Origin of the sequence: Ekhidna sp. (assembly GCF_965227465.1) — a bacterium.
GTDB lineage: Bacteria > Bacteroidota > Bacteroidia > Cytophagales > Cyclobacteriaceae > Ekhidna.
On sequence record NZ_OZ245746.1, the window covers coordinates 104,623 to 126,842 of the forward strand.

Sequence of the window (22,220 nt, forward strand, 5' to 3'; positions counted from 1 at the left end):
TTAAACCCTAATATAAAATGCGAAAAACCTTATCCTTAATTTGCACATTCGCACTGCTTGGAGCATTTGCCCAGGAAAAGCGGATAGATTTCGTGGAGTATGATTTGGACAATGGATTACATGTAATCCTTCACCAGGACAACTCGACTCCCATTGTTAATGTCTCTGTCCTTTATCATGTAGGTTCCAAAAATGAGCCGGAAGGAAGAACAGGATTTGCCCATTTCTTCGAGCACCTTATGTTTGAAGGTTCTCCGAATATCCCAAGAGGTCAGTTTTTCAAGATCATCGAAAGTGCTGGTGGACAGCTAAATGCGAACACATCAAATGATCGTACCTTTTATTTTGAAACCCTTCCATCACATCAATTGGAATTGGGACTCTACATGGAGTCAGAAAGAATGCTACACGCAACGATTGATTCTACTGGTGTTGCTACTCAAAAAGAGGTAGTAAAAGAGGAAAAGAGATTGCGAGTAGATAACCAACCTTACGGGTCCGTAGTAGCTGAAATGTTCTCAAGAGTTTTCGAAGGAACCTCCTATGAATGGACACCTATAGGTTCATTTGAGGATATTGATGCAGCTACTGATGAAGATTTTGAGGATTTCTTCGCGACTTTCTACGTACCTAATAATGCGACGCTTTCGATAGCAGGTGATATTGAAATCGACGAGACCAAAAAATTAGTTGAAATGTATTTCGGTGAGATACCGAAAGGAACAAAAGACATTCCACGCCCGGATGTTAAAATGAAAGATCTTGGAGATGTTCAGGCAGAAGTGTTTGATAACATTCAGTTGCCGGGAGTGTTCCAGGCTTATCAAATGGCAGAGCAAGGTTCTGATGACTATTATGCGATGACAATGCTAACCACTTTACTTTCCGGAGGGCAAAGCTCACGGTTCCAAAAGTCAATTGTTGACGACCAGCAATTAGCAGTTGCAGCGGCATCAATCCCGTTTGCCTTAGAAGATGCAGGTGTATTTATCTCCTACGGCATTGCCAATATGGGGACTTCTCCTGAAGCTTTATCTACAGCAATGGATGTTGAGATTGAGCGTGTGAAAAACGAACCAATAGATGATAAGGAGTTCCAAAAACTCAGAAATCAAATTGAAAACCAATTCGTGTCTTCCAATGGGTCTGTTAGAGGAATTGCTGAGAGTTTGGCTAATTACCATGTCTATTTTGGTGATGCTAACCTGATAAACAATGAATTGCAGCGCTACATGGCAGTAACAAAAGAAGACTTACAGCGAGTTGCTAAAAAATATCTTGATCCTGAAAAAAGAGTAGAGCTGGTGTATTTGCCAAAGTCTGCCCAAAAACAGCCGGACGGTGAAAAAATTGAGGATCAATAAGTGAATAAAATCAAGAAATCATGAAGATTAAAAATATATTAACCTTAATGCTAACATTGAGTCTACTGGGATCATTCGCTCAGGTAGACAGAAGCAAGTTGCCAGAACCGGCTACTCCTAGACCAATTAACATTGGGGATTACGAATCCTTCGAATTGAAAAATGGATTAAAAGTTTTCATTATCGAAAATCATAAGCTACCTAGAGTAAGCTACAACCTGGTAATCGATCGTGAGCCCATCCTTGAAGGTGATAAGGTTGGCTATTTATCTATGGTAGGTCAGATGATGAGAAGAGGCACTGAAACACGAACAAAGGAGCAGTTTGATCAGGAAATTGACTTCATTGGAGCGTCTCTTGGAGCAGGATCAACAAGCGTTTTCGCTTCGGGATTATCTAAATACAATGAGAAAATATTAGAGTTGATGACTGATGTTATTTTTAACCCGACGTTTCCTGAGGAGGAGTTGGAGAAAATAAGAAAGCAAACCATTTCAGCGCTCGCTTCTAATGAAGAAGATCCGGGAGCTATTGCATCAAATCTGAATTCAGCTCTTTTATATGGTAAGGACCATCCTTATGGTGAAATTCAGACCAAAGAAACAGTCAACAACATTACTATTGATGACCTTACGGCTTATCACGAGAAATACTTCAGACCAAATATTGCGTATCTGGCAGTAGTTGGAGATGTAGACGTTAAGGCTACCAAAAAGTTAATGAAGACGTATTTTGGTAATTGGGAGCGCGGAGAAGTTGAGATGCCGACCTATGATACACCAACCGCCCCAGGCAAGAATATGGTAGGGATTGTAAACAGACCAAGTGCTGTGCAATCGAATATCAATATTACCTATCCGGTTGATCTTAAGACAGGCTCTGAAGATGTCATTAAAGCTCGAGTGATGAATCAAATATTAGGAGGCTCAGGTTCTGCAAAGCTTTTCATGAACTTAAGAGAAGATAAAGGCTACACATATGGTAGCTATTCTTCACTGTCAAGCGACGAATTAGTAGGTAGATTCAATGCAAGTGCTGCAGTAAGAAATGAGGTTACAGACAGCTCCGTCGTTCAGATTTTCTACGAAATGGCTCAGATGAAAAAAGGTGAGATTTCGGATGAAGAAATGAAACTAGCTAAGAACTCCATTTCAGGAAGTTTCTCGCGATCTCTGGAGCAACCACAAACGGTGGCAAGTTTTGCCCTAAATACTGCCAGGTATAACCTTCCGTCAGATTACTATTCAACCTACCTTCAAAAGGTGCAGGCCGTTTCTAAAGAAGATGTGATGGCAATGGCAGATAAGTACCTGAAAACCGAAGGGGCCTATATCAATGTTGTGGGTAAGGCTAGTGAAGTAGCAGATCAGCTAAAACCATTTGGTGAAGTGAAGTATTATGATACGTATGGCAATGAGGTAGATCCATCTCTAGCTAAGCTACCCGAGGGATTGACTGCTGAGAAAGTATTTATGAATTACATTGAAGCGATTGGAGGAAAAGACAAGCTAGCAGAGGTGAAGGCGGTAAAAATGAATATGCAGGGATCTGTGATGGGTCAAACGATGGATATGGAGCAAACGAAAGTCTCTCCCAATATGTCTTTAGTTGAGGTGAAGATGGGAGGTAATGTGGTTCAAAAAATTGTCTTTGATGGAGAAAAAGGTAAGATGACCGGGATGCAGGGGAATCAAGATATCACGGGTGATATGGCTCTGGATATGAAGATTAGCTCTGCAATAGTAGAAGAAGTAGCGTACTTGAATGGAGATATTGAAGCGAAGATTTCATCGTTAGAGAAAATTGACGGAAAAGATGCTTATGGAGTTGAGGTTAAATCTCCATCTGGAACAACTACAGTGAGGTATTATGATGCGGAATCCGGATTGCTGGTAAAAGCTACTAGTACAGTCGAGAGTCCTCAAGGAAACATGACGTTATCTTCGGAGTTTGGAGAATATAAGGAGTTCGGAGGCATTCTGTTTGCAACTAAGTTATCTCAACCTTTAAATGCACAGATGAAAATGCAGATTTCTGTATCTGAAATAATTGTAAATCCAGAAGTAGATGCTTCAGCTTTTAATCTTGAATAAGACTAGAGATTCACTTGAGAGACAATAAACTCTAAGTGATTGATTTATTTTTTTAAAGTAATTTGCAGAGGGCAAGGATTTATCTATCTTTGCCCTCCGTTTTTAAGAGCGAAAGATTAATACTATGAAATGAGGCCATTCGGGCCGAATTCCATGTGACAGTTGATTAAAATATATACACATGAAAAGGACGTTTCAACCTTCAGTAAGGAAGAAGAAAAACAAGCACGGATTCAGAAAAAGAATGGAGAGCGTGAATGGTCAATCTGTGATTGCTAGAAGAAGAGCAAAAGGTCGTAAAAGACTTACAGTTTCTGACGAAATCCATAAGAAGTAAATTCACGGCCTATGGGCCTGACAAAATATCATTTTCCGAAACAGGAAAAACTTACGAGTAAGAAAAAAATAGAGGGACTATTTAAAAAAGGTTCCTCTTTTTATTTAGGTGATTTCCAGGTCCGTCATCTCAAAGCGGCTATTCCTGAGCCCAATCAAATTCTGATCTCGGTTCCCAAAAGAAATTTTAAACGAGCAGTTGATCGTAATCTTTTGAAAAGAAGAATACGAGAAGCCTACCGTCTCAACAAACATTTGATCGATAATAATTCCGAATCAATTCACCTTTCTATTGGTTTCATTTATCTTTCAAAACAGATTTTGACCTTTCAGGACATTCAGACTCAACTAATCAAGTGTCTGGAACGTTTGGGTACTATCAATGCAGAATGATATGAGTAGAAAAATTAAATTCATCCTTCCTATAGTTGCGGTTTTTGTTGTTCTCACAGCGGCAATCAAACCTCCTACTGACCGATACTTCGAAATATTGAAGAACCTGGACATTTTCGCCACCTTATTTAAAGAAGTAAACACGCACTATGTGGATGAAATCAATCCAACGACTTTGATGAAGTCAGGGATAGATGAAATGTTGGAAACACTCGATCCGTACACCAACTACATAGGAGCGGACGAAATTGAAACTTACCGTATGATGACTACCGGAGAGTATTCGGGTATTGGTGCAGTAGTAGAAAGAAAAAAAGGTGTCAGCACCATTGTAATGCCATATGAAGGTTTTGCCGCACATGAAGCTGGATTGCGAGCAGGAGATGAGATTCATGCCATCAATGGAATTTCCCTGGAAGGTAAATCTCAGGAGGAGGTTCGCTTTTTAATGAAAGGGCAATCCAATTCAGAGATCGTTTTGACCATCAAGCGATTTGGACAAGATGAGATGTTTGACGTTCCGGTAAAGCGGGAAAAAATAGCAGTTGATAGTGTTCCCTATGCAGGCATGGTTACTGATGATATTGGATATGTTCGGCTGACCAGTTTCACACAAAATGTAGGCAGGTCCATAGGGATCAAGGTGCTTGATCTGATGGAGCAGGGCGCTGACAAAATCATTTTGGACTTAAGAGGAAACCCGGGAGGTTTGCTTCATGAGGCGGTAAACGTTTCTAACGTATTCGTGGAAAAAGGAAGAAAAATTGTAACTCAAAAAGGAAAAGTAAGAGCTAATGACTGGACATATAATACCTTAAATGATCCGGTTGATCCCAATATACCTGTAGTTGTCTTGACTGACAATGGTAGTGCGTCAGCTTCAGAAATTGTATCAGGAGTAATGCAGGATTATGATCGGGGAGTTTTAATTGGTCGGAAGACTTTTGGGAAGGGATTGGTTCAGATTGAACGACCACTATCATATGACGCGGTGGTCAAGATCACTACAGCAAAGTATTACACTCCTACAGGAAGATGCATTCAGGCTATCGATTATAGCAACCGAAATGAGGATGGAAGCGTCGGAAAAATTCCGGATTCTTTGAAAAGTGAATTTTATACGTTGAACGGGCGAAAGGTTTTTGATGGAGGGGGTATTGACCCGGACGTTGAGGTGAAGAAACTTGCGTTTGCTCCGATCACCAAAAGCCTGGTTAGGGACAATCATATTTTCTATTACGCTACTGAATATTTTTATAAGAATGAGGATTTGAATCCTGAAAAACCGAATGACCTACGTCTCTCTGATGCTGATTATGCTGATTTCAAAAAGTGGTTATTGGGAAGGGATTTTAACTACGATACTCGGGTAGAACGTGAAACGCAGGATTTGATCGAGATTGCCAAAGAGGAAAAGAAATATACTCAGCTGAAAAGCTATTTTGACAAACTGGAAATGGCGACTAAGCCCAATAAAGAAAGTGACCTGGAGACCTTCAAAGAAGAAATTGTCATGCTTTTAGAGCAAGAAATCGCCGGCAGGTATTTTTATGAACGGGGAATCATTGAATCTACCTTTGGCAAGGACCCGGATGTGCAGGCCGCAGTTACTGTTCTGAATGATCCTGAAAAATACCAGTCCATTTTAAACTCGAACTAATTGGCGTTGATACTCAGTATAGAGACATCCACGATGGTATGCTCAGTAGCACTACATCGTGAAGGTGAATTGCTAGTTAATCAAATTCACCAGGTAGAGAAGTCTCATAGTTCATTATTACCGGGAATTGCCCTGGACATTTGCGAAGAAATAAATGTTGGATTTAAAGACCTTGACGCTGTGGCTGTTTCTTCTGGCCCTGGCTCATATACAGGTCTTCGGATTGGTGTGTCAAATGCAAAAGGGATTTGCTATACGTTGAACAAACCACTCATAGCCATTTCTTCCTTGGACATAATGACCGAAGCTATGAGAGGCAGGTTCCAGGGTGAGCATCTACTTTGTCCGATGATGGATGCGCGTAGAATGGAAGTATATACACAGATAGAAGATCAAAACGGGAATAAGATTTGGGACCTTCAACCAAAAATTTTGGAGGAGGATACATTTATTGAATTTAAGAAGCCGCTTTATCTTTTTGGTGACGGTATGCCCAAGTTTAGAGGTATCGGTAGGCAGGAGAACCTGATCCTTATAGCTGACATTTTTCCGGATGCAAGCAATATGGGTAGAATGGCTTTCAGAAAGTATCAGGATAAAAAATTCGAAGATGTCGCCTATTTTGAACCTAATTATCTAAAAGAATGGCGAACTACTACACCAAAAAAGCAGTTGCTGTAGGTCAATGGAAGAAATTGTTAACAGAGTCGCTAAAAGCCCACTCATTTCAATCGATTTGGAGGATTATTTACATCAGGGTGAGTATGTCATCTTTGATTTAAAGCAGGTCTTATTTGAAGGCCTTATGTTAAGAGAAAAAGACTTTAGGGCTTTTTTGAAAGAGCATGATTGGAAAATCTACGCGGGTAAAAATGTAGGTTTAATATGCTCTGCGGATGCAATCATTCCAACCTGGGCTTATATGCTTTTGGTTACCAGACTACAGGAATTTGCCAATTTGGTAACCTTTGGTGATGAACTAGGGATTGAAAAATCATTGATCGATCAGGCGATAAAAGATTGTCTCTTGAAGAATGATTTTAATGAAAAGAAGGTAGTAATAAAGGGGTGTGGCAATGTTAAAAGCATTGAGTATGCGTACACCAAGCTTACCTCGGCACTATTCCCTCTTGTAAATAGCCTCATGTATGGAGAGCCATGCAGTACTGTGCCTATCTTTAAACGAAAAAAATAAATCTAACCAGTGGATATAGATATCTTAAAATACCCTGTGGGTAAGTACGAAGCTCCAGCAGAAATTACGGACGAGGTTTTCGAAAAATGGATTCTCACTTTACAAGAATTGCCAGAGAAATTGACAAATCTTGTTGGAAACCTTTCCTATGACGAGCTCGAACTGCAATACAGGCCGGGGAGTTGGAATGTGAAGCAAGTCGTCCATCATTTGGCGGATAGTCACATGAATAGCTTTATTAGATTCAAGCTAATTCTTACGGAAGATAATCCAACAATTAAACCTTACGATGAGGCAGCATGGGCAAAGACAGCTGATGCAGATAATGAAGAAATTACAGAATCCATTGAAATCCTGGAAGGGCTTCATAACAGGTGGGTGATATTGCTAAAATCCCTCAAGCCTGAGCATAGAAAGCGTACCTATTTTCATCCCGAGTACAACCGTGAATTTACATTGGAGTGGATGCTGGGATTGTACAATTGGCATTGTAAACACCATCTGGCACATATCAAGCAAGCCATAGAACTTGAGGGAGAGTTCACGCCAGAGAAAGTCAATGCATAAAAAAAGCCCCAGTCACCTGGAGCTCTTTCTAGGTTAGTTATCTACTTAGCTTTTTTTCTTGGATGATCCCTTCTTGGTGCCAGATCCAGCTATTGAGCTTCTCATGTCTGTATCTGCCTCAATATTTTGGAATTTGTAGTAATCCATTATACCCAGGTTGCCACTTCTAAAGGCTTCTGCTATAGCTTTAGGTACTTCCGCCTCAGCCAAAATTACCTTAGCTCTTGCTTCCTGTGCTTTGGCAAGCATTTCTTGTTCTTCAGCTACCGCCATTGCACGTCTTTCCTCAGCTTTTGCCTCAGCTACCTTTAAGTCGGCAGATGCCTGATCTGTCTGTAGTTTCGCACCAATATTGGCTCCCACATCTACATCCGCAATATCAATGGATAGTATTTCGAAAGCTGTACCTGCATCGAGTCCTCTTTGGAGTACCAGTTTCGATATTTTGTCTGGGTTTTCAAGAACCTCTTTATGCGTTGATGCGGAACCAACTGAAGTTACAATTCCTTCGCCGACTCTCGCTAGAATAGTTTCTTCTCCAGCACCACCAACCAATTGCTTAATGTTAGCGCGAATGGTAACTCGTGCTTTAGCAACCAATTGGATACCATCAGCAGCAACAGCAGCCACGGATGGAGTATTGATAACTTTTGGATTAACAGAAACCTGAACAGCTTCAAAAACGTCTCTACCCGCAAGGTCGATAGCAGTAGCTTGTTTAAACGTGAGCTCTATGTTGGCTTTGTCAGCTGAAATTAGCGCACGTATAACCTGTGGTACATTTCCTCCTGCCAGGTAATGAGCTTCTAATTCCTGAGTTTTTAATTGCCTTTTATTGCCGCCCTCCTCATCTTGAGTCATGAGTCCAGCTTTTGTAGCTGTAATCAATGAATTAACCACTATTGAAGGTGGTACCTTCCTGATTCTCATAAAAACGAGTTCTAAAAGGCCTACTCTTACACCAGAGAAAATGGCAGTGATCCAGAGGTTAACTGGAACAAAATAGAGAAAAATGAAAAAGAGGATAATTCCTCCAACTACGAGTAATATTAGCATCACACTGCTACCCATGATTTTAGTTTTTTACGGGTTGAACAAAAATTTTTGAAGACTCTATTCTTAGGACTTCAATTTCTACATTTTCAGGAACAAAACCACCATTTGAGCGTACTTCTATTTCTTTCTCCTCAAATAACGCTTTACCAACAGGCTTAAGCGACGATATGGTTACTCCTTTATCACCTTCTTGAAGGTTTGGCTTAAAATCATCATCATATTTTCCGGCCACCGTTCCCTTCAGAGAGAACCTTTCCCAAGACTTGCTTTTAAAAGCAAGAATTAAGGCTCCCATATTAATCACAGCTGTAACAACAAGAACTATAGTTCCTGTGGAAGCTCCATAATAATCGTAACCAAGAAATATTCCATACACCGAACATATAAATCCCAATATGCCGACAATGGTGGTTCCAGGCACAAAGATTACCTCCGCAATAATTAGAAAAGTACCTAAAAGAATAAGTCCGGTTATGATTAGCCAGTCCATCTAAATTGATTTTAATAAGCTTTTGCAAAAAGCACACGTCCCTTTGAGGGCTTGCCAGTAAAGATACATTTTCCTTCTTCCTTTTTCTGATTTATTGGAATACATCTAATGGTTGCCTTCGTCTCATCTTTAATCTTATCCTCAGTTTCAGCAGTACCATCCCAGTGAGCATAAACGAACCCTTTCTCTACCAAATTTTTAAACTCCTCATAGGTATTAGCCTCTCGGGAGTTTTCTTCACGAAATTCTTTTGCCTTGTTGTAAATGTTGTTCTGAATGTCCTCTAGCAAGAACATCACATGATCAACAGCAGAGCCCATTGGATGAAAGGATTTTTCCTTTGTATCTCTTCGGGCGATTTCTACTGTTCCTTTTTCCAGATCTTTAGGGCCTACCGCTAATCTGACTGGAACTCCTTTCAGCTCGTATTCAGCGAATTTCCATCCCGGTTTATGGGTATCTCGTGTATCAAACTTCACAGACACGCCTTTACTTTTCAGTTCATCAACGATGGGTGAGACAACCTTGCTTATCTCTTCCAGCTGCTCATCTTTGAAAAAAATTGGCACAATCACGACCTGTATTGGGGCTAATTTTGGTGGGAGAACAAGTCCATCGTCATCAGAGTGAGCCATAATCAATGCTCCCATTAATCGGGTACTTACCCCCCAGGACGTACCCCAAACCAATTCCTCTTTTCCTTCTTTGGTAGCAAATTTCACATCAAAGGCTTTGGCGAAATTCTGTCCCAGAAAATGTGATGTCCCAGCCTGAAGTGCTTTTCCATCCTGCATCATTGCCTCAATACAGTAGGTGTCAACGGCTCCAGCAAAGCGTTCACTCTCAGTCTTTACACCTTTGATAACCGGCATTGCCATAAATTCTTCAGCAAATGTGGCGTATACATCTAGCATCTGTCGGGTCTCATCCACTGCTTCTTGCTTGGTCGCATGTGCCGTATGTCCTTCCTGCCATAAGAATTCTGCAGTTCTTAAAAATAGCCTGGTTCTCATTTCCCATCGCATTACGTTTGCCCACTGATTCACCAGAATTGGAAGATCACGGTACGACTGAATCCAGTTTTTATACGAATCCCAAATGACCGTTTCTGAAGTTGGACGTATAATTAATTCCTCTTCCAACTTTGCTTCAGGATCTACCACCACACCCTTTCCATCTTCATCGTTCTTCAGGCGGTAATGGGTGACAACAGCGCACTCTTTCGCAAATCCTTCCACATGATCAGCTTCCTTACTCAAAAAGGATTTTGGAATCAAGAGCGGGAAATAGGCATTCTCATGACCAGTGTCTTTAAACATTTTATCCAGTGTTTGCTGCATTTTTTCCCAAATGGCAAATCCATAAGGTTTTATGACCATGCATCCTCTTACAGGAGAATTTTCGGCCAATCCGGCCTTTTTTACCAATTCATTATACCACAATGAATAATCTTCAGAACGAGATGGAATAGCTTTAGCCATGTATAAATATTTCTTTTGGTATGGAGTTTGCTCCTTAGGTAAATAAGATTTTAATAAGGGACGCAAATATAGCGGAGCTATAGAACAGAGAGCCCTCAAGAATCGTTTAATTAAAAACAAAGGAGGTTGATCATGAGACAGTATCTTAAAATTTTTTTAATAGCCATTTTAGGTTTATCCACTTCAATGGCTTTCAGTCAAGAGTATGACGATTTATACTTTACGAAAAAGGACCGGGTCAAGAAGCAGAAGAAGAACGAGGATAAGGAAGCTCAAAGTTACCAAAATCAGCCTTCAAATGATAAAGAGCTAAGCTTTCTGGGTAGGCAATATCAATATAATGCCGAGGTTTCAGGTGATGTGAGTGAGGAATCACTTGATTACTATGAGCCTGAAAGAACACAGGAAGATTATAGGTCTGATCGGGATTATACCGATTACAATTCGTATGACAATCAAAACTATAGTGATCCACAAGCCTCCTATGATAATACTTCTCAACAGCCGGTTGTTATAAACAATTATTACAATGACAATTGGAATGATTTCAATCGATGGAATAGACCAAGATTCAGATTTGGTATGGGATGGAACAGCTGGGGTGGAAACTTTTGGTCAGTATCCTATGGTAATGCATGGGGAAATCCTTGGTATGATCCTTTTTGGGATCCATGGGGTTGGAATGCTGGCTGGGGTTGGAATCGGGGTTGGGGATGGAACGCTGGCTGGGGCTGGAATTCCTGGGCCTGGGGAGGTGGATTTTATAATTCACTGTGGTGCCCGCCAGTATACTATGGAAATTACTACAGAAGGCCAGTTTACCTGGTTGATAACAATTCAAGGAGAGGACGAGGTGTCGTGAGAGGTGCCAGACCTTCCAGAGGTTCTGTGTCGTCGAGAGAGAGTAGATCGTCATCTGGAAGAAGGGTGGCAGCAACAACTGATTCAAATAATGGAAGAAGCTATAGCAGACAGCAGGCAGATTATTTAAATCGATCGCGTGCTGGAAGAATTGCCAATGGAAACTCGCGTAGTTCCAGTTCAATTAATTCGAGATCTTCGAGTTCCATTAATAATTCAAGGTCAACGAATTCAAATAGTAGGTTTAATTCTAGCAGACAAAATTCTAATTCGAACTACGGTCGGTCAAGCAACAGCTCGAGAACACGCAGCTACTCACCTCCTGCTTCAAGCGGAAGGAGTTCATCAGGTCGAAGTTCTTCGGTAAGATCATCCGGCTCTTCCAGAAGTTCAGGATCCGTGGGTCGATCTAGTCGATCATCAGGAAGTCGATCATCAGGTTCAAGATCTTCATCTGGAAGATCAAGTTCTGGAAGACGAGGAGGGAACTAAAAAAAATGACATCAATGAAAAATAAGTTAATCATACTCTTACTTTCATTTTTTGGATATTCAGTTATGTCCAATGCTCAGTACTATCAGGATGCATTTAGATTCAGTAATTCAAACTATTCTTTTGGCAGCACTGCCAGAATGCAGGCGATAGGAGGAGCTCAGATAGCTTTAGGCGGTGATATTAGCTCTGCTGTATCAAATCCGGCAGGTTTAGGGTTTTTCAACAAGAGTGTTTTCGTTCTGACCCCATCGCTTGATTTTATAAACACAGATACTGAATATGGAATTTTAAGAGATGATGGGTTTGAGAGACAGGGTTCCGAAGAGAACTTTAGAAACAATTTCAACTTTGCCAACATAGGGACGGTGATCAATTTTAATAAAGGCAGATTCTCTGAGGATAAATTCAAGGGCGGATCTCTGGCCATTTCATTAAGTAGAAATAATACGTTTCACCTGAATAGGAGTTATCAGGGTGAAAATGGATACAATTCAATTGTAGATAATATTCTTCAAGATGCCGGGGCACAAGGTATTGATGACCTTAGTGAATTAAGCTATGCTACTTTTGATCAATTCCTGATAACACCTGTAGCTGACGGTGGTGGTAACATCCAGTTTTATGACGCTTTTGTTGGTGGATTTCCGATTCAAAGAGAGACAATAAAGGAACGTGGATCTCACTATCAGTTAAATATGGCATGGGGAGGAAACTATGATGATAAATTTTATTTTGGAGGAGGAATGGGGGTTCAAATTCTTAACTATAAGCAAGAAAGAGCTTACGAGGAGTTTGATTTTTTACAAGGCGGTTCTGACTTAGATTCCTTAAATGCCATAAGAATAGATGATGAAATAAACGTGAGAGGATCAGGGGTGAATTTCAACTTTGGAGCGATCTTCCGTCCGATAGAAATTTTGACCATTGGTGCTAGTTATACTTCTCCCTCATTCTTCACCATGGATGAAGAAAGCTATTTGGATTTAGCAGCAGATTGGGATGCAGGGACTACTTATACTGAGACCGTAGACGGAGAAGAAGTCACCTATGACCTAGCCACAATCGACCCATATCAGAGCAGTTTATTTGTAAATCAATATCGATTAAGAACTCCTTCAAAAGTTGGTTTAGGAGCAGCTTTATTTATCGGAAAGGATGGGTTTTTATCTGGAGATCTTGAATTCGTAGATTATGCTAAGGCTAATCTTAACTCTGAAGACTTTTCCACGGCATCAGACAATGACATAATTGAGGATGTTTACGAATCTGTAATGAATATCCGTGTAGGTGGAGAATACCGATTTGATAATTTCAGACTGAGAGCAGGATATGCAATACTGCCAGATCCCGTTAAAGGTTCCAATCTGAATGAAAGAACGAATGTGTCACTCGGTTTCGGTTACCGTACCTCTGATTATTTTCTAGACTTTGCGATGGTCTCGAGCTCGAGACAGCATCAAGCTGTACCATATTTTATTACAAGTGATCAGCCGGTTGCGACCAGCGATATCAATAACACCACTGTATCCGTCACTTTCGGACTTAATTTTTAAGAGAAAAGTGCTAAAAGATCTTTGTATTTCCGGATGGTATGATCAGCTTGATTGTACCATCCTTTTCTTTTGTCAAGCAAATCCTTAAGGCTATTTGACTTCATTAAGGGACGGGTTTCATCTAAAACAAGTCGAGCTTCAATTTCTTCAATTGAAGTATCAATATAAACTACTTCACCTACGTCTTTCATTGACTTCAAATTATTGAAGAAACATGGAGTTCCACCTCCGGTAGCCATAACAAATGAGTCTAATTCCAAGATCACTTTTTCAAGCTGAAGTTTTTCAAGTTGACGAAAATGAGCTTCTCCCTTTATTTCAAAAATCTCAGATATGGAGCGTTTTTCACTCTTCTCAATATCCTGATCTAGATCAACAAATTGAATGCCCAGATCTACCGCAAGATCAAGACCCATAGTAGTTTTTCCTGCACCAGGAAGACCAATCAAAAAAATTCGACGGTTCACTGACGATTTAAGATTTCAATAACATCATCAGTTAGAGGCGTATCATTAAAGTGCCATTTAGCCAATACTTCTCCGTCTTTAATTAATACCACTCCAGGATTTGACCGAACCATTGTTTTCAGAACCGTTGCATCAGCGAAGAAATATGGAGCTGCCAATTGATTAGTATGCCTGAAAGCTTCAAATTTCTCATAACCTGAAGAAGTAAGAATCCATGTTGTAAATCGAGGGTTTTTGAAGGTAAGATTTCTTAATCGATCGATCTTTTTCAAAGAAGTCTTTTCAATTTGATGAATAATGATAACAAGTTTGGTTCCGGTAAGAAGCTCCTCTGTATAATCAGTATCGTCACGCCAGACATTGAGGTCTGTAATTTTAGCCGCAGCGTCCGGGTTGGTCAGCTTAGCTTCCACATATTCATAACCTCCTTCAGAAGGGTAAGTCTCGAACTCGTAAGTTTCTCCATCCTTCTCCATGATATAAACATATTTCAGAGGTTCTGAATTTTGCATGAGTGTAGGTAAATGATTGCCTACTTTATAAGCCCTAAAGTCAATGTAGGGTAAATGTTGGATTGCAATTATTGCAACTACTACCAATACGATGGTGGCGGCACCAACACTTATGATCCCTACTTTCCTGTTTAATAATGAAGAATAGCTATCTCTCTTCCAGAAAATCACTCCAATCAGAACAAGAAGAATGATGTCTTTATAAAAGGATTGCCAAGGGGTCAGCTTTATGGCATCACCGAAACAACCGCAATCAGTTACTTTATTGAAATAGGCTGAATAGAAAGTGAGGAAAGTAAAGAAAACGATCATGGCGAGCAGAATCCATGATGTTTGTTTCATTTTAAACCCAATGATTAGCGCAATTCCAAGGACAACTTCCAAAACACTTAAAACAACACTCAGAAAAAGTGCCGCCGGAACAAACCACTCAAAAAATGGCGCAATATCTGATGCAAAAACCTGAAAATATTCTTCCAGCTTGATTGCAGTTCCTACCGGGTCATTCACTTTGATAATCCCTGAGAAAATGAAAAGTGCACCTACAGCGTAGCGAGCAAATTCTTTTAAGATTTTCATGCTTCTTTCAATTTGATTAAACAAAAAACAGAATAATTGATCATGTCCTGATAATTGGCATCTATTCCTTCAGATATTAAGGTTTTACCAGCATTATCTTCAATTTGTTTAACTCTCATCAATTTCATGAGAATGATGTCGGTCATTGAGCTGACTCGCATTTCTCTCCATGCCTCACCATAATCATGATTTTTCGCAGAGAGCAAATTCATCGTATCATTGGCTACCTGATCATATTTTGGTTCCAGCTCATCAAAAGGAATTTCCATTTCTTCTATCTCGTTTAACCGCATTTGAATGATAGCGATTATGCAATAATTGATGATGCCAATAAATTCGTCACTTATGTCTTCACCGACTTTATTCTCACCTTTTTCCTGAATGGATCTAATGCGTTGGGCTTTGATAAAGATCTGATCGGTTATAGATGGCAACCTTAAAATCCTCCAGGCGGTACCATAATCTTTCGTTTTTTTCGCAAAAATCTCTTTGCATTCAGAAATGATCTCTTTGTATTGCTGCTCAGTTTCCTGTCTCATGTAATTTTACTTGGCAAGCAAAACTAATCCATTGAGTAGCAAACATACCATCAATATCAAAGGAGAAATTATCGATCTTTCATTACCTAAGGTGATGGGAATTATTAATGTAACTCCGGATTCTTTTTTTATAGATAGCAGAAAATCTGTTGTAAGTGATGTACTTGAACGTGCTGAACAAATGCTGGATGATGGTGCGACATTTCTGGATATTGGAGGATACTCCTCACGACCTGGTGCAGAAGATATTTCTGTTGAGGAGGAGTTAAAGCGTGTGATAGATCCAATTGGGGTTTTAGTTAAAAGATTTCCTGAGGCAATAATATCTATCGACACGTTTAGATCTGAAGTCGCTCGAAAGGCGATCGATGCAGGGGCATCTATGGTAAATGATATTTCAGGAGGCCAATTGGATACCAGTATGTTGGTATCAATTGCCGAAATGAACATCCCATACATTGCGATGCACATGCGTGGCACACCTCAAACCATGAAAAACCTGACTGACTATGAAGATCCATTAAATGAAATTGTAAAATATCTTTCATCAGTTATTTACGATTGCAACCGGTTGGGTATAAAGGATGTCATAATAGATCCAGGGTTCGGATTTGCTAAGACTGCAGAACAAAGTTTTGAGATATTGAGCAAGCTTGATCATTTTCACCGCCTTGACAAGCCAATATTGGTTGGACTCTCACGGAAGTCTATGATCTACCGAACACTTAATTTGACCGCTGAGGAAGCTTTGAATGGTACATCGGTGTTAAATAGCATAGCTTTGTTGAAAGGTGCTTCTATACTTCGTGTGCATGACGTGAAGGAGGCTGCTGAGGCAATAAAACTTATAAGTAAACTGAGTTGATTTTAGCAATTCAAATAGGATTTTTAGATATCAGTTGGAAGGATGCATTAGATATTCTTCTGGTCACTATCCTATTGACTCAGGTTTACAAACTGATGAAGGGGAGTGTGGCTATCAAGGTATTTGTAGGCTTCCTTTCGATTTACCTGATTTATCTGGTTGTGAGTGCCTTGCAAATGGAACTCTTAAGTTCAATTTTAGGGCAATTCATGGGAGTAGGAGTTTTAGCGGTAATCATACTGTTTCAACAGGAGATTCGAAAATTCTTACTTTTAGTCGGTAGAACAAATATTTTTGAAGACGGTAAGTTCTTCAAAAATGTGCGCTTCTGGTCACAGAATGGAAATGCACGAAGAGCCAATATCACTCCTATTGTTGAAGCGGTAAAATCCCTCGCTGGGTCTAATACAGGAGCATTAATAGTGCTTTCTCACGACTCTCCATTGAAATTTTACGCCGAGTCAGGTGATGCAATGGATTCCCTTTTATCCAAGAGACTCTTGTTAGCGATATTTAATAAATATAGCCCACTCCATGATGGAGCAGTCATTGTTCATAAGGATCGAATCGTAGCTGCAAGATGCATTCTCCCGGTTACAGAAAGGGACGTGCCCGCACAATATGGCTTAAGGCACAGAGCAGGCCTTGGTATGTCTGAGAATACAGAGACTTTTATCATAGTTGTTTCAGAGGAGACCGGCCAAATTTCAGCTATGCAAGATGGTGTTACCATGCACAACATCTCAGCACAAGAGCTAAGAAGGCATATCAATAAATACCTTAATGAGCCGAAGGATTCGAAAAAGGAAAAAGAAAAGAAAGAGGAATCGAAGGTAGAGGTTACCGTAAAAGAGGAAGTGGCATAAAAAATCCTCACCGTTAGGTGAGGATTCGAATTATTCTATGAGATCATAATTTATATCACTCCAAGCTCTTTCCCCACCTCAGTAAATGCCTGGATGGCTTTGTCTAAGTGCTCACGTTCATGAACAGCAGAGATTTGAACCCTGATTCTTGCCTGCTCTTTCGGAACTACCGGGTAATAAAAGCCAATCACGTAGATGCCCTTTTTCAATAGCCTGTCAGCCATTTCCTGTGATAATTTAGCGTCATAAAGCATAACAGGAACAATCGGATGCTCGCCGGGCTTAAGATCAAAGCCTGCGGCAGTCATATGTTCTCTGAAATACTTGGTATTGTCCTCTAACTTATCTCTAAGCTCTGTGGTTTCACTCAACATATCAATCACAGCAATGGAAGCTCCTACAATAGATGGAGCCAGCGTATTAGAGAACAAGTACGGTCTGGAACGCTGACGGAGAATGTCGACAATTTCTTTTTTGGCTGCAGTAAATCCACCGGAAGCGCCACCCATTGCTTTACCGAGCGTTCCTGTAATAATATCCACCCGATCCATACAATTTCTAAACTCATGCACACCCCGTCCGGTCTTTCCAATAAACCCGGTTGAGTGACATTCATCCGTCATTACTAATGCATCATATTTATCAGCTAGGTCACAAATTTTGTCCAATTGAGCAATGGTGCCATCCATTGAGAAGACTCCATCAGTTACAATAATTTTAACTTTAGCCTCTGAAGCCGATTTCAGCTGCTCCTCAAGGTCAGCCATATCATTGTTTTTGTATCTGTATCGGGCCGCCTTACACAACCTTACTCCGTCTATAATTGATGCATGATTCAATGAGTCAGAGATGATGGCATCTTCTGGTCCAAGGAGGGGCTCAAACACACCACCATTTGCATCAAAAGCCGCAGCATAAAGAATGGTGTCTTCCATTCCAAGAAACTCTGAAATCTTCCGCTCAAGTTCTTTATGGATGTCTTGGGTACCGCAGATAAATCTTACTGAAGACATGCCAAAACCATGAGAGTCGATGGTGTTTTTTGCAGCCTCAATCACTTTTGGGTGAGAGGATAATCCTAAATAGTTATTGGCACAAAAGTTAATCACCCCCGAGCCATCAGAAAGCGTAATGTCAGCATCTTGAGGGGACGCTATAATACGTTCTTTCTTGTACAGACCTGCTTCTTTAATCTCTTCGATCTCTTTTTCTAATCTTGGCTTTAGCGATTTATACATGTTAGCTTGTTTTCGGTTTTAATGGTTTTATTTTAGGTCGCATGGCTTTTGGTGGGGTAGTCTTTTTTACGTCAACCTCTTCTAAAAGCTTATAATTTCTGCGAATTTTATTAATCAAAAAAAGTTTTTGTTGTGTGAAGCTATCTGGATGAACCTGAGAAAAAATCTGATTGAACTCTTCGTATTGAAGGGGTTCTGCCTCCTTAAATTTTGCCGGATTAATTTTTTTTGCGGCCAGATACTCATCAAACTTCATGGGAACAAATTTAATGGAAGCAAGTTTTCTAACGGGTTGTAAATTTGCAATTCTAAAACCTCATACGAATAACCTTTAACCCATGGATAAAATCCTAATCATAGGTGCTTGCGGACAGTTAGGCACGGAGCTAACACTAAAATTGAGAGAACTAAAAGGAACTGAAAATGTGATAGCTTCAGATTTACTTGATGAGCCTGTAGAGTTGTTAAGTGGTGGTCCTTATGAAAAGCTTAACATTCTCAATAAAGAATCATTTCAGATCATTTTAGAGGAACATAACATCACTCAGGTATATCATCTGGCAGCTGTTTTATCAGCTAAAGGGGAGCAGAACCCACATTTTGCATGGCAACTGAATATGGATAGTCTGCTTACCGTACTGGAAGCAGGTAAGGATAAACTTCAAAAAATCTATTGGCCAAGCTCAATTGCTGTATTCGGACCGGATACTCCAAAAGAAAATACGCCTCAAAATACGATAATGAGTCCCAACACTGTCTATGGTATATCCAAATTAGCTGGTGAAAGATGGTGTGAGTATTATCATGAAAAATATGGGGTGGATGTAAGGAGTCTAAGGTATCCGGGACTTATTGGGTATAAGGCACTTCCTGGAGGAGGTACAACAGATTATGCTGTTGATATTTTTCATAAAGCGATAGCCGGTGAAAAATATGATTGTTTCTTATCTGAAAATAGTATGCTTCCTATGATGTATATGGATGATGCCGTAAAGGCGACTATTGAGCTCATGGAAACAGTTCCTAAAAATGTAAAAGTTCGGAGTTCTTACAACCTATCAGCCATGAGTTTTTCTCCGAAAGAAATAGCAGAAGAAATAAAAAAACACTATCCGAATTTTGAGATTACCTATCATCCGGATTTTAGGCAAAAAATAGCCGATAGTTGGCCTGGAAGTATTGATGATAGTGCTGCCAGGAATAACTGGGGGTGGCAACATTCTCATGGACTTACTGAGCTTGTTGAAGTAATGATTGAGAATTTGAAAGAGACAATTGTTTTTGATTAAGGCAATTTTCCACTTTCTTTCCACCTGAAAAACCAAGCAACCATGGAATCTTACGAAAATCTGGCACTTGATTTAACAGATAGCATTCTCACAATTACGATCAACCGAGAAAGTAAAATGAATGCATTAAACCGTGCCACAATGCTCGAAATCCGAGATGCCTTTCAATATGTTCAGGATAATCCTAAAGATATTAGGGGAGTAATCCTTACGGGTGCCGGAGAAAAGGCATTTGTTGCTGGTGCTGATATCAGTGAGTTTACGGGATTGAGCGAAATGCATGCCCGTAAGTTTGCTGAAGAAGGGCAGGAGATTTTTCAGGAAATTGAGAATTGTCATACACCAGTAATTGCATTGGTAAATGGATTTGCTTTAGGAGGTGGATGTGAATTGGCAATGGCTTGTCATATGAGAGTAGCTGTTTCAAGTGCCAAATTCGGTCAGCCGGAAGTTAACCTTGGATTAATTCCTGGGTACGGAGGAACTCAACGATTGACTCAATTAATCGGAAAAGGTAGAGCATTCGAATTTTTAATGAGTGCAGACATGATTGGAGCTGAAAGAGCTGAGCAAATGGGGCTTGCTAATTATGTGGAGGCAGATAAACAAACGGCTCATGCAAAAGCAGTTGAATTACTTTCAAAAATCTCATCTAAAGCTCCGCTGGCAATTGGTATGGTTATAGATGCGGTAAATGCATACTTCGAAACTGGAGTTGAAGGGTATCAAACAGAGGCCAACGCTTTTGCAGGGTGTTTCGGAACACAAGATTTCAAAGAAGGTGTTTCCGCATTCTTAGAGAAAAGAAAAGCTGATTTTAAAGGCGAATAATTTTTGTCAATTCTCAAAAAGCTAGCCAGCCAAACAGCAGTATACGGCCTGAGTAGCGTGCTTGGTCGCATGCTTAATTATCTATTAGTCCCACTTTACACATCCGTTTTTCTTCCTGCAGAGTATGGAATTGTCACAGAACTTTATGCATATGTGGCATTTCTAAACATCTTATATGTCTATGGTTTAGAGACAGCTTATTTCCGATTTTCTTCTCAGGATATCGGATACAATTATTTCAATCTCGCATTTACAAGTATTCTCATTTCCTCGCTATTGTTTTCAGGAATTATATGGCTTTTTTCAGAATCAATAGCCGGAGTTTTACAATATCCAAATAAGGCCTATTTCATTAAATGGCTCGCAGCAATTTTAGCCATAGACGCAATTGTAGCTATCCCTTTTGCCCGTTTACGCCAAAACGGAAAAGCATACCACTTTGCGGTTTTTAAATTATCAAACATTGGTATCAATATTCTGTTGAATTTATTCTTCATCCTTCTATGTCCCATGATTTTGGAAGATGATCCGGGTAGTTTTATCAGTAAGATTTACAACCCTGAAATTGGAGTAGGCTATGTTTTTCTTTCAAACCTGATTGCAAACGGATTGTATCTCTTTTTCTTTATTCCGGATTGGCTAAAGATAAAACTCACTTTCAATTCATCGGAGTGGAAGCGAATGATGAAGTATGCCTGGCCGGTATTAATTATAGGATTTGCCGGAGTGACGAATGAAATGCTAAGTCGTGCTATATTGAAATACAGACTACCTGAAGGCTTTTATGAAGGATATACTAACCTGGAAATTCTGGGAATTTTTGGAGCGTGTTATAAGCTTTCGGTTTTTATGACGTTGGCCGTTCAAGCATTCAGGTATGCTTTTGAACCTTTCTTTTTTAGCCAAGCAAAAGAAAAAAAATCACCGCAGGTCTTTAGCCAGGTAATGACAGGTTTTGTGCTATTCACTGCCTTTAGCTGGCTCACCCTATCTGTATTCATGCCGTATTATGCACCAATTTTCTTAAGACAGGAGAGTTATTTATTGGCCCTAAATGCTGTGCCTTGGTTGCTTGGAGGAGGATTATTTTTAGGAGTGTTTTACAATTTGTCGTTATGGTATAAACTGACTGATAAAACACTTTATGGGGCCTACATTGGCCTTATTGGTGCATTTGTAACATTTCTTCTCAACTGGATACTGATTCCGGTTATGGGTTATCTAGGAAGTGCAGTTGCTACGTTTGTTACTTACTTATTGATGGTTATTATTTCCTATCTATGGGGTATGCGGCATTATCCGGTTCCGTACCAGATTGTTAAAGTGCTTACATACGTAAGTTTGGCTGGTTTAGGAATAATTTTAAATGAGGTGACACAACAATCAATCTTTAAGACTGTTTTGATCGTATTAATCTATCTAACTTTGCTAATAATTTTAGAAAGAAAATCATTTCAAAAGCGTAAAGCTAATTAGCTAAATTCAACAAC

At 39.9% G+C, this 22,220-nt stretch carries 23 protein-coding genes; 15 read left to right on the forward strand and 8 right to left on the reverse strand.

The annotated features are described in order from the left end of the window. Nucleotides 1-17: 17 nt before the first annotated feature. The 8 genes from ACO05G_RS00515 to ACO05G_RS00550 all read left to right on the forward strand — a co-directional run bounded on the left by ACO05G_RS00515 (nt 18) and on the right by ACO05G_RS00550 (nt 7,608). A complete protein-coding gene (locus tag ACO05G_RS00515) occupies nt 18-1,364 on the forward strand; it encodes a M16 family metallopeptidase (protein WP_421764206.1) in 1,347 nt (448 codons plus the stop codon). Between the two features lie 20 nt (nt 1,365-1,384). Further along, on the forward strand, nt 1,385-3,457 hold the full coding sequence (locus ACO05G_RS00520; protein ID WP_421764207.1) for a M16 family metallopeptidase: 2,073 nt from the start codon (nt 1,385-1,387) through the stop codon (nt 3,455-3,457). 181 nt (nt 3,458-3,638) lie between these two features. Then, the gene (rpmH, locus tag ACO05G_RS00525; protein ID WP_348279338.1) at nt 3,639-3,794 is read left to right on the forward strand and encodes a 50S ribosomal protein L34; all 156 of its coding nucleotides are present in this window, start codon (nt 3,639-3,641) and stop codon (nt 3,792-3,794) included. Between the two features lie 11 nt (nt 3,795-3,805). Continuing rightward, the gene (gene rnpA, locus ACO05G_RS00530; protein WP_421764208.1) at nt 3,806-4,186 is read left to right on the forward strand and encodes a ribonuclease P protein component; all 381 of its coding nucleotides are present in this window, start codon (nt 3,806-3,808) and stop codon (nt 4,184-4,186) included. Nucleotide 4,187: 1 nt separating this feature from the next. Continuing rightward, on the forward strand, nt 4,188-5,846 hold the full coding sequence (locus ACO05G_RS00535; protein ID WP_421764209.1) for a S41 family peptidase: 1,659 nt from the start codon (nt 4,188-4,190) through the stop codon (nt 5,844-5,846). Next, nucleotides 5,847-6,527, forward strand: a complete 681-nt coding sequence (gene tsaB / locus ACO05G_RS00540; protein WP_421764210.1) for a tRNA (adenosine(37)-N6)-threonylcarbamoyltransferase complex dimerization subunit type 1 TsaB — start codon at nt 5,847-5,849, stop codon at nt 6,525-6,527. A 4-nt stretch (nt 6,528-6,531) separates the two neighbouring features. After that, nucleotides 6,532-7,041: a DUF2480 family protein gene (locus ACO05G_RS00545; RefSeq protein ID WP_421764211.1), complete on the forward strand. Its 510-nt coding sequence runs from the start codon at nt 6,532-6,534 to the stop codon at nt 7,039-7,041. Between the two features lie 9 nt (nt 7,042-7,050). After that, complete coding sequence (locus ACO05G_RS00550) at nt 7,051-7,608, forward strand: YfiT family bacillithiol transferase (protein ID WP_421764212.1); 558 nt, start codon at nt 7,051-7,053, stop codon at nt 7,606-7,608. Nucleotides 7,609-7,653: 45 nt separating this feature from the next. Here the strand turns inward: ACO05G_RS00550 and floA are convergent, their stop codons facing one another. The 3 genes from floA to proS are packed head-to-tail and all read right to left on the reverse strand — an operon-like array spanning nt 7,654 to nt 10,635. Then, entirely contained in the window at nt 7,654-8,679 is a 1,026-nt protein-coding gene (gene floA, locus ACO05G_RS00555; protein WP_348488720.1) for a flotillin-like protein FloA, read from the reverse strand. Between the two features lie 4 nt (nt 8,680-8,683). Further along, complete coding sequence (locus tag ACO05G_RS00560; protein ID WP_348280116.1) at nt 8,684-9,154, reverse strand: NfeD family protein; 471 nt, start codon at nt 9,152-9,154, stop codon at nt 8,684-8,686. Between the two features lie 11 nt (nt 9,155-9,165). Then, nucleotides 9,166-10,635: a proline--tRNA ligase gene (gene proS, locus ACO05G_RS00565; RefSeq protein ID WP_421764213.1), complete on the reverse strand. Its 1,470-nt coding sequence runs from the start codon at nt 10,633-10,635 to the stop codon at nt 9,166-9,168. Between the two features lie 132 nt (nt 10,636-10,767). On the opposite strand from proS, the gene ACO05G_RS00570 reads away from it, so the two are divergent. Together ACO05G_RS00570 and ACO05G_RS00575 are read left to right on the forward strand one after the other, a co-directional pair. Next, nucleotides 10,768-11,988 carry a hypothetical protein gene (locus tag ACO05G_RS00570; RefSeq protein WP_421764214.1) on the forward strand — a complete coding sequence of 407 codons (1,221 nt, stop codon included), beginning with the start codon at nt 10,768-10,770 and terminating at the stop codon, nt 11,986-11,988. A 14-nt stretch (nt 11,989-12,002) separates the two neighbouring features. Further along, on the forward strand, nt 12,003-13,544 hold the full coding sequence (locus ACO05G_RS00575) for an OmpP1/FadL family transporter (protein ID WP_421764215.1): 1,542 nt from the start codon (nt 12,003-12,005) through the stop codon (nt 13,542-13,544). Here ACO05G_RS00575 and ACO05G_RS00580 read toward each other — a convergent pair. Genes ACO05G_RS00580 through ACO05G_RS00590 form a run of 3 tightly spaced genes read right to left on the reverse strand, consistent with a single transcriptional unit; the run spans nt 13,541 to nt 15,641 of the window. Beyond that, nucleotides 13,541-14,011: a shikimate kinase gene (locus tag ACO05G_RS00580; RefSeq protein ID WP_421764216.1), complete on the reverse strand. Its 471-nt coding sequence runs from the start codon at nt 14,009-14,011 to the stop codon at nt 13,541-13,543. The two genes, ACO05G_RS00575 and ACO05G_RS00580, sit on opposite strands and share 4 nt — an antisense overlap. After that, nucleotides 14,008-15,102: a BT_3928 family protein gene (locus tag ACO05G_RS00585; protein ID WP_421764217.1), complete on the reverse strand. Its 1,095-nt coding sequence runs from the start codon at nt 15,100-15,102 to the stop codon at nt 14,008-14,010. The genes ACO05G_RS00580 and ACO05G_RS00585 overlap by 4 nt, the downstream gene beginning before the upstream one ends. Next, a complete protein-coding gene (locus tag ACO05G_RS00590; RefSeq protein ID WP_421764218.1) occupies nt 15,099-15,641 on the reverse strand; it encodes a DUF1599 domain-containing protein in 543 nt (180 codons plus the stop codon). The genes ACO05G_RS00585 and ACO05G_RS00590 overlap by 4 nt, the downstream gene beginning before the upstream one ends. Before the next feature lie 31 nt (nt 15,642-15,672). On the opposite strand from ACO05G_RS00590, the gene folP reads away from it, so the two are divergent. Together folP and cdaA are read left to right on the forward strand one after the other, a co-directional pair. Then, a complete protein-coding gene (folP, locus tag ACO05G_RS00595; protein WP_421764219.1) occupies nt 15,673-16,506 on the forward strand; it encodes a dihydropteroate synthase in 834 nt (277 codons plus the stop codon). Beyond that, nucleotides 16,503-17,372: a diadenylate cyclase CdaA gene (cdaA, locus tag ACO05G_RS00600; protein WP_421764220.1), complete on the forward strand. Its 870-nt coding sequence runs from the start codon at nt 16,503-16,505 to the stop codon at nt 17,370-17,372. The genes folP and cdaA overlap by 4 nt, the downstream gene beginning before the upstream one ends. 50 nt (nt 17,373-17,422) lie before the next feature. Here the strand turns inward: cdaA and kbl are convergent, their stop codons facing one another. Together kbl and ACO05G_RS00610 are read right to left on the reverse strand one after the other, a co-directional pair. Continuing rightward, entirely contained in the window at nt 17,423-18,610 is a 1,188-nt protein-coding gene (gene kbl, locus ACO05G_RS00605) for a glycine C-acetyltransferase (RefSeq protein WP_421764221.1), read from the reverse strand. Nucleotide 18,611: 1 nt separating this feature from the next. After that, nucleotides 18,612-18,866, reverse strand: a complete 255-nt coding sequence (locus ACO05G_RS00610) for a hypothetical protein (RefSeq protein WP_421764222.1) — start codon at nt 18,864-18,866, stop codon at nt 18,612-18,614. A gap of 82 nt (nt 18,867-18,948) precedes the next feature. On the opposite strand from ACO05G_RS00610, the gene ACO05G_RS00615 reads away from it, so the two are divergent. The 3 genes from ACO05G_RS00615 to ACO05G_RS00625 are packed head-to-tail and all read left to right on the forward strand — an operon-like array spanning nt 18,949 to nt 22,206. Then, on the forward strand, nt 18,949-19,899 hold the full coding sequence (locus ACO05G_RS00615) for an NAD-dependent epimerase/dehydratase family protein (protein ID WP_421764223.1): 951 nt from the start codon (nt 18,949-18,951) through the stop codon (nt 19,897-19,899). 42 nt (nt 19,900-19,941) lie between these two features. Further along, nucleotides 19,942-20,730, forward strand: coding sequence for an enoyl-CoA hydratase/isomerase family protein (locus ACO05G_RS00620; protein ID WP_421764224.1), 789 nt, complete (start codon nt 19,942-19,944; stop codon nt 20,728-20,730). 3 nt (nt 20,731-20,733) lie between these two features. Then, on the forward strand, nt 20,734-22,206 hold the full coding sequence (locus tag ACO05G_RS00625; protein WP_421764225.1) for a lipopolysaccharide biosynthesis protein: 1,473 nt from the start codon (nt 20,734-20,736) through the stop codon (nt 22,204-22,206). Nucleotides 22,207-22,220: the final 14 nt, after the last annotated feature.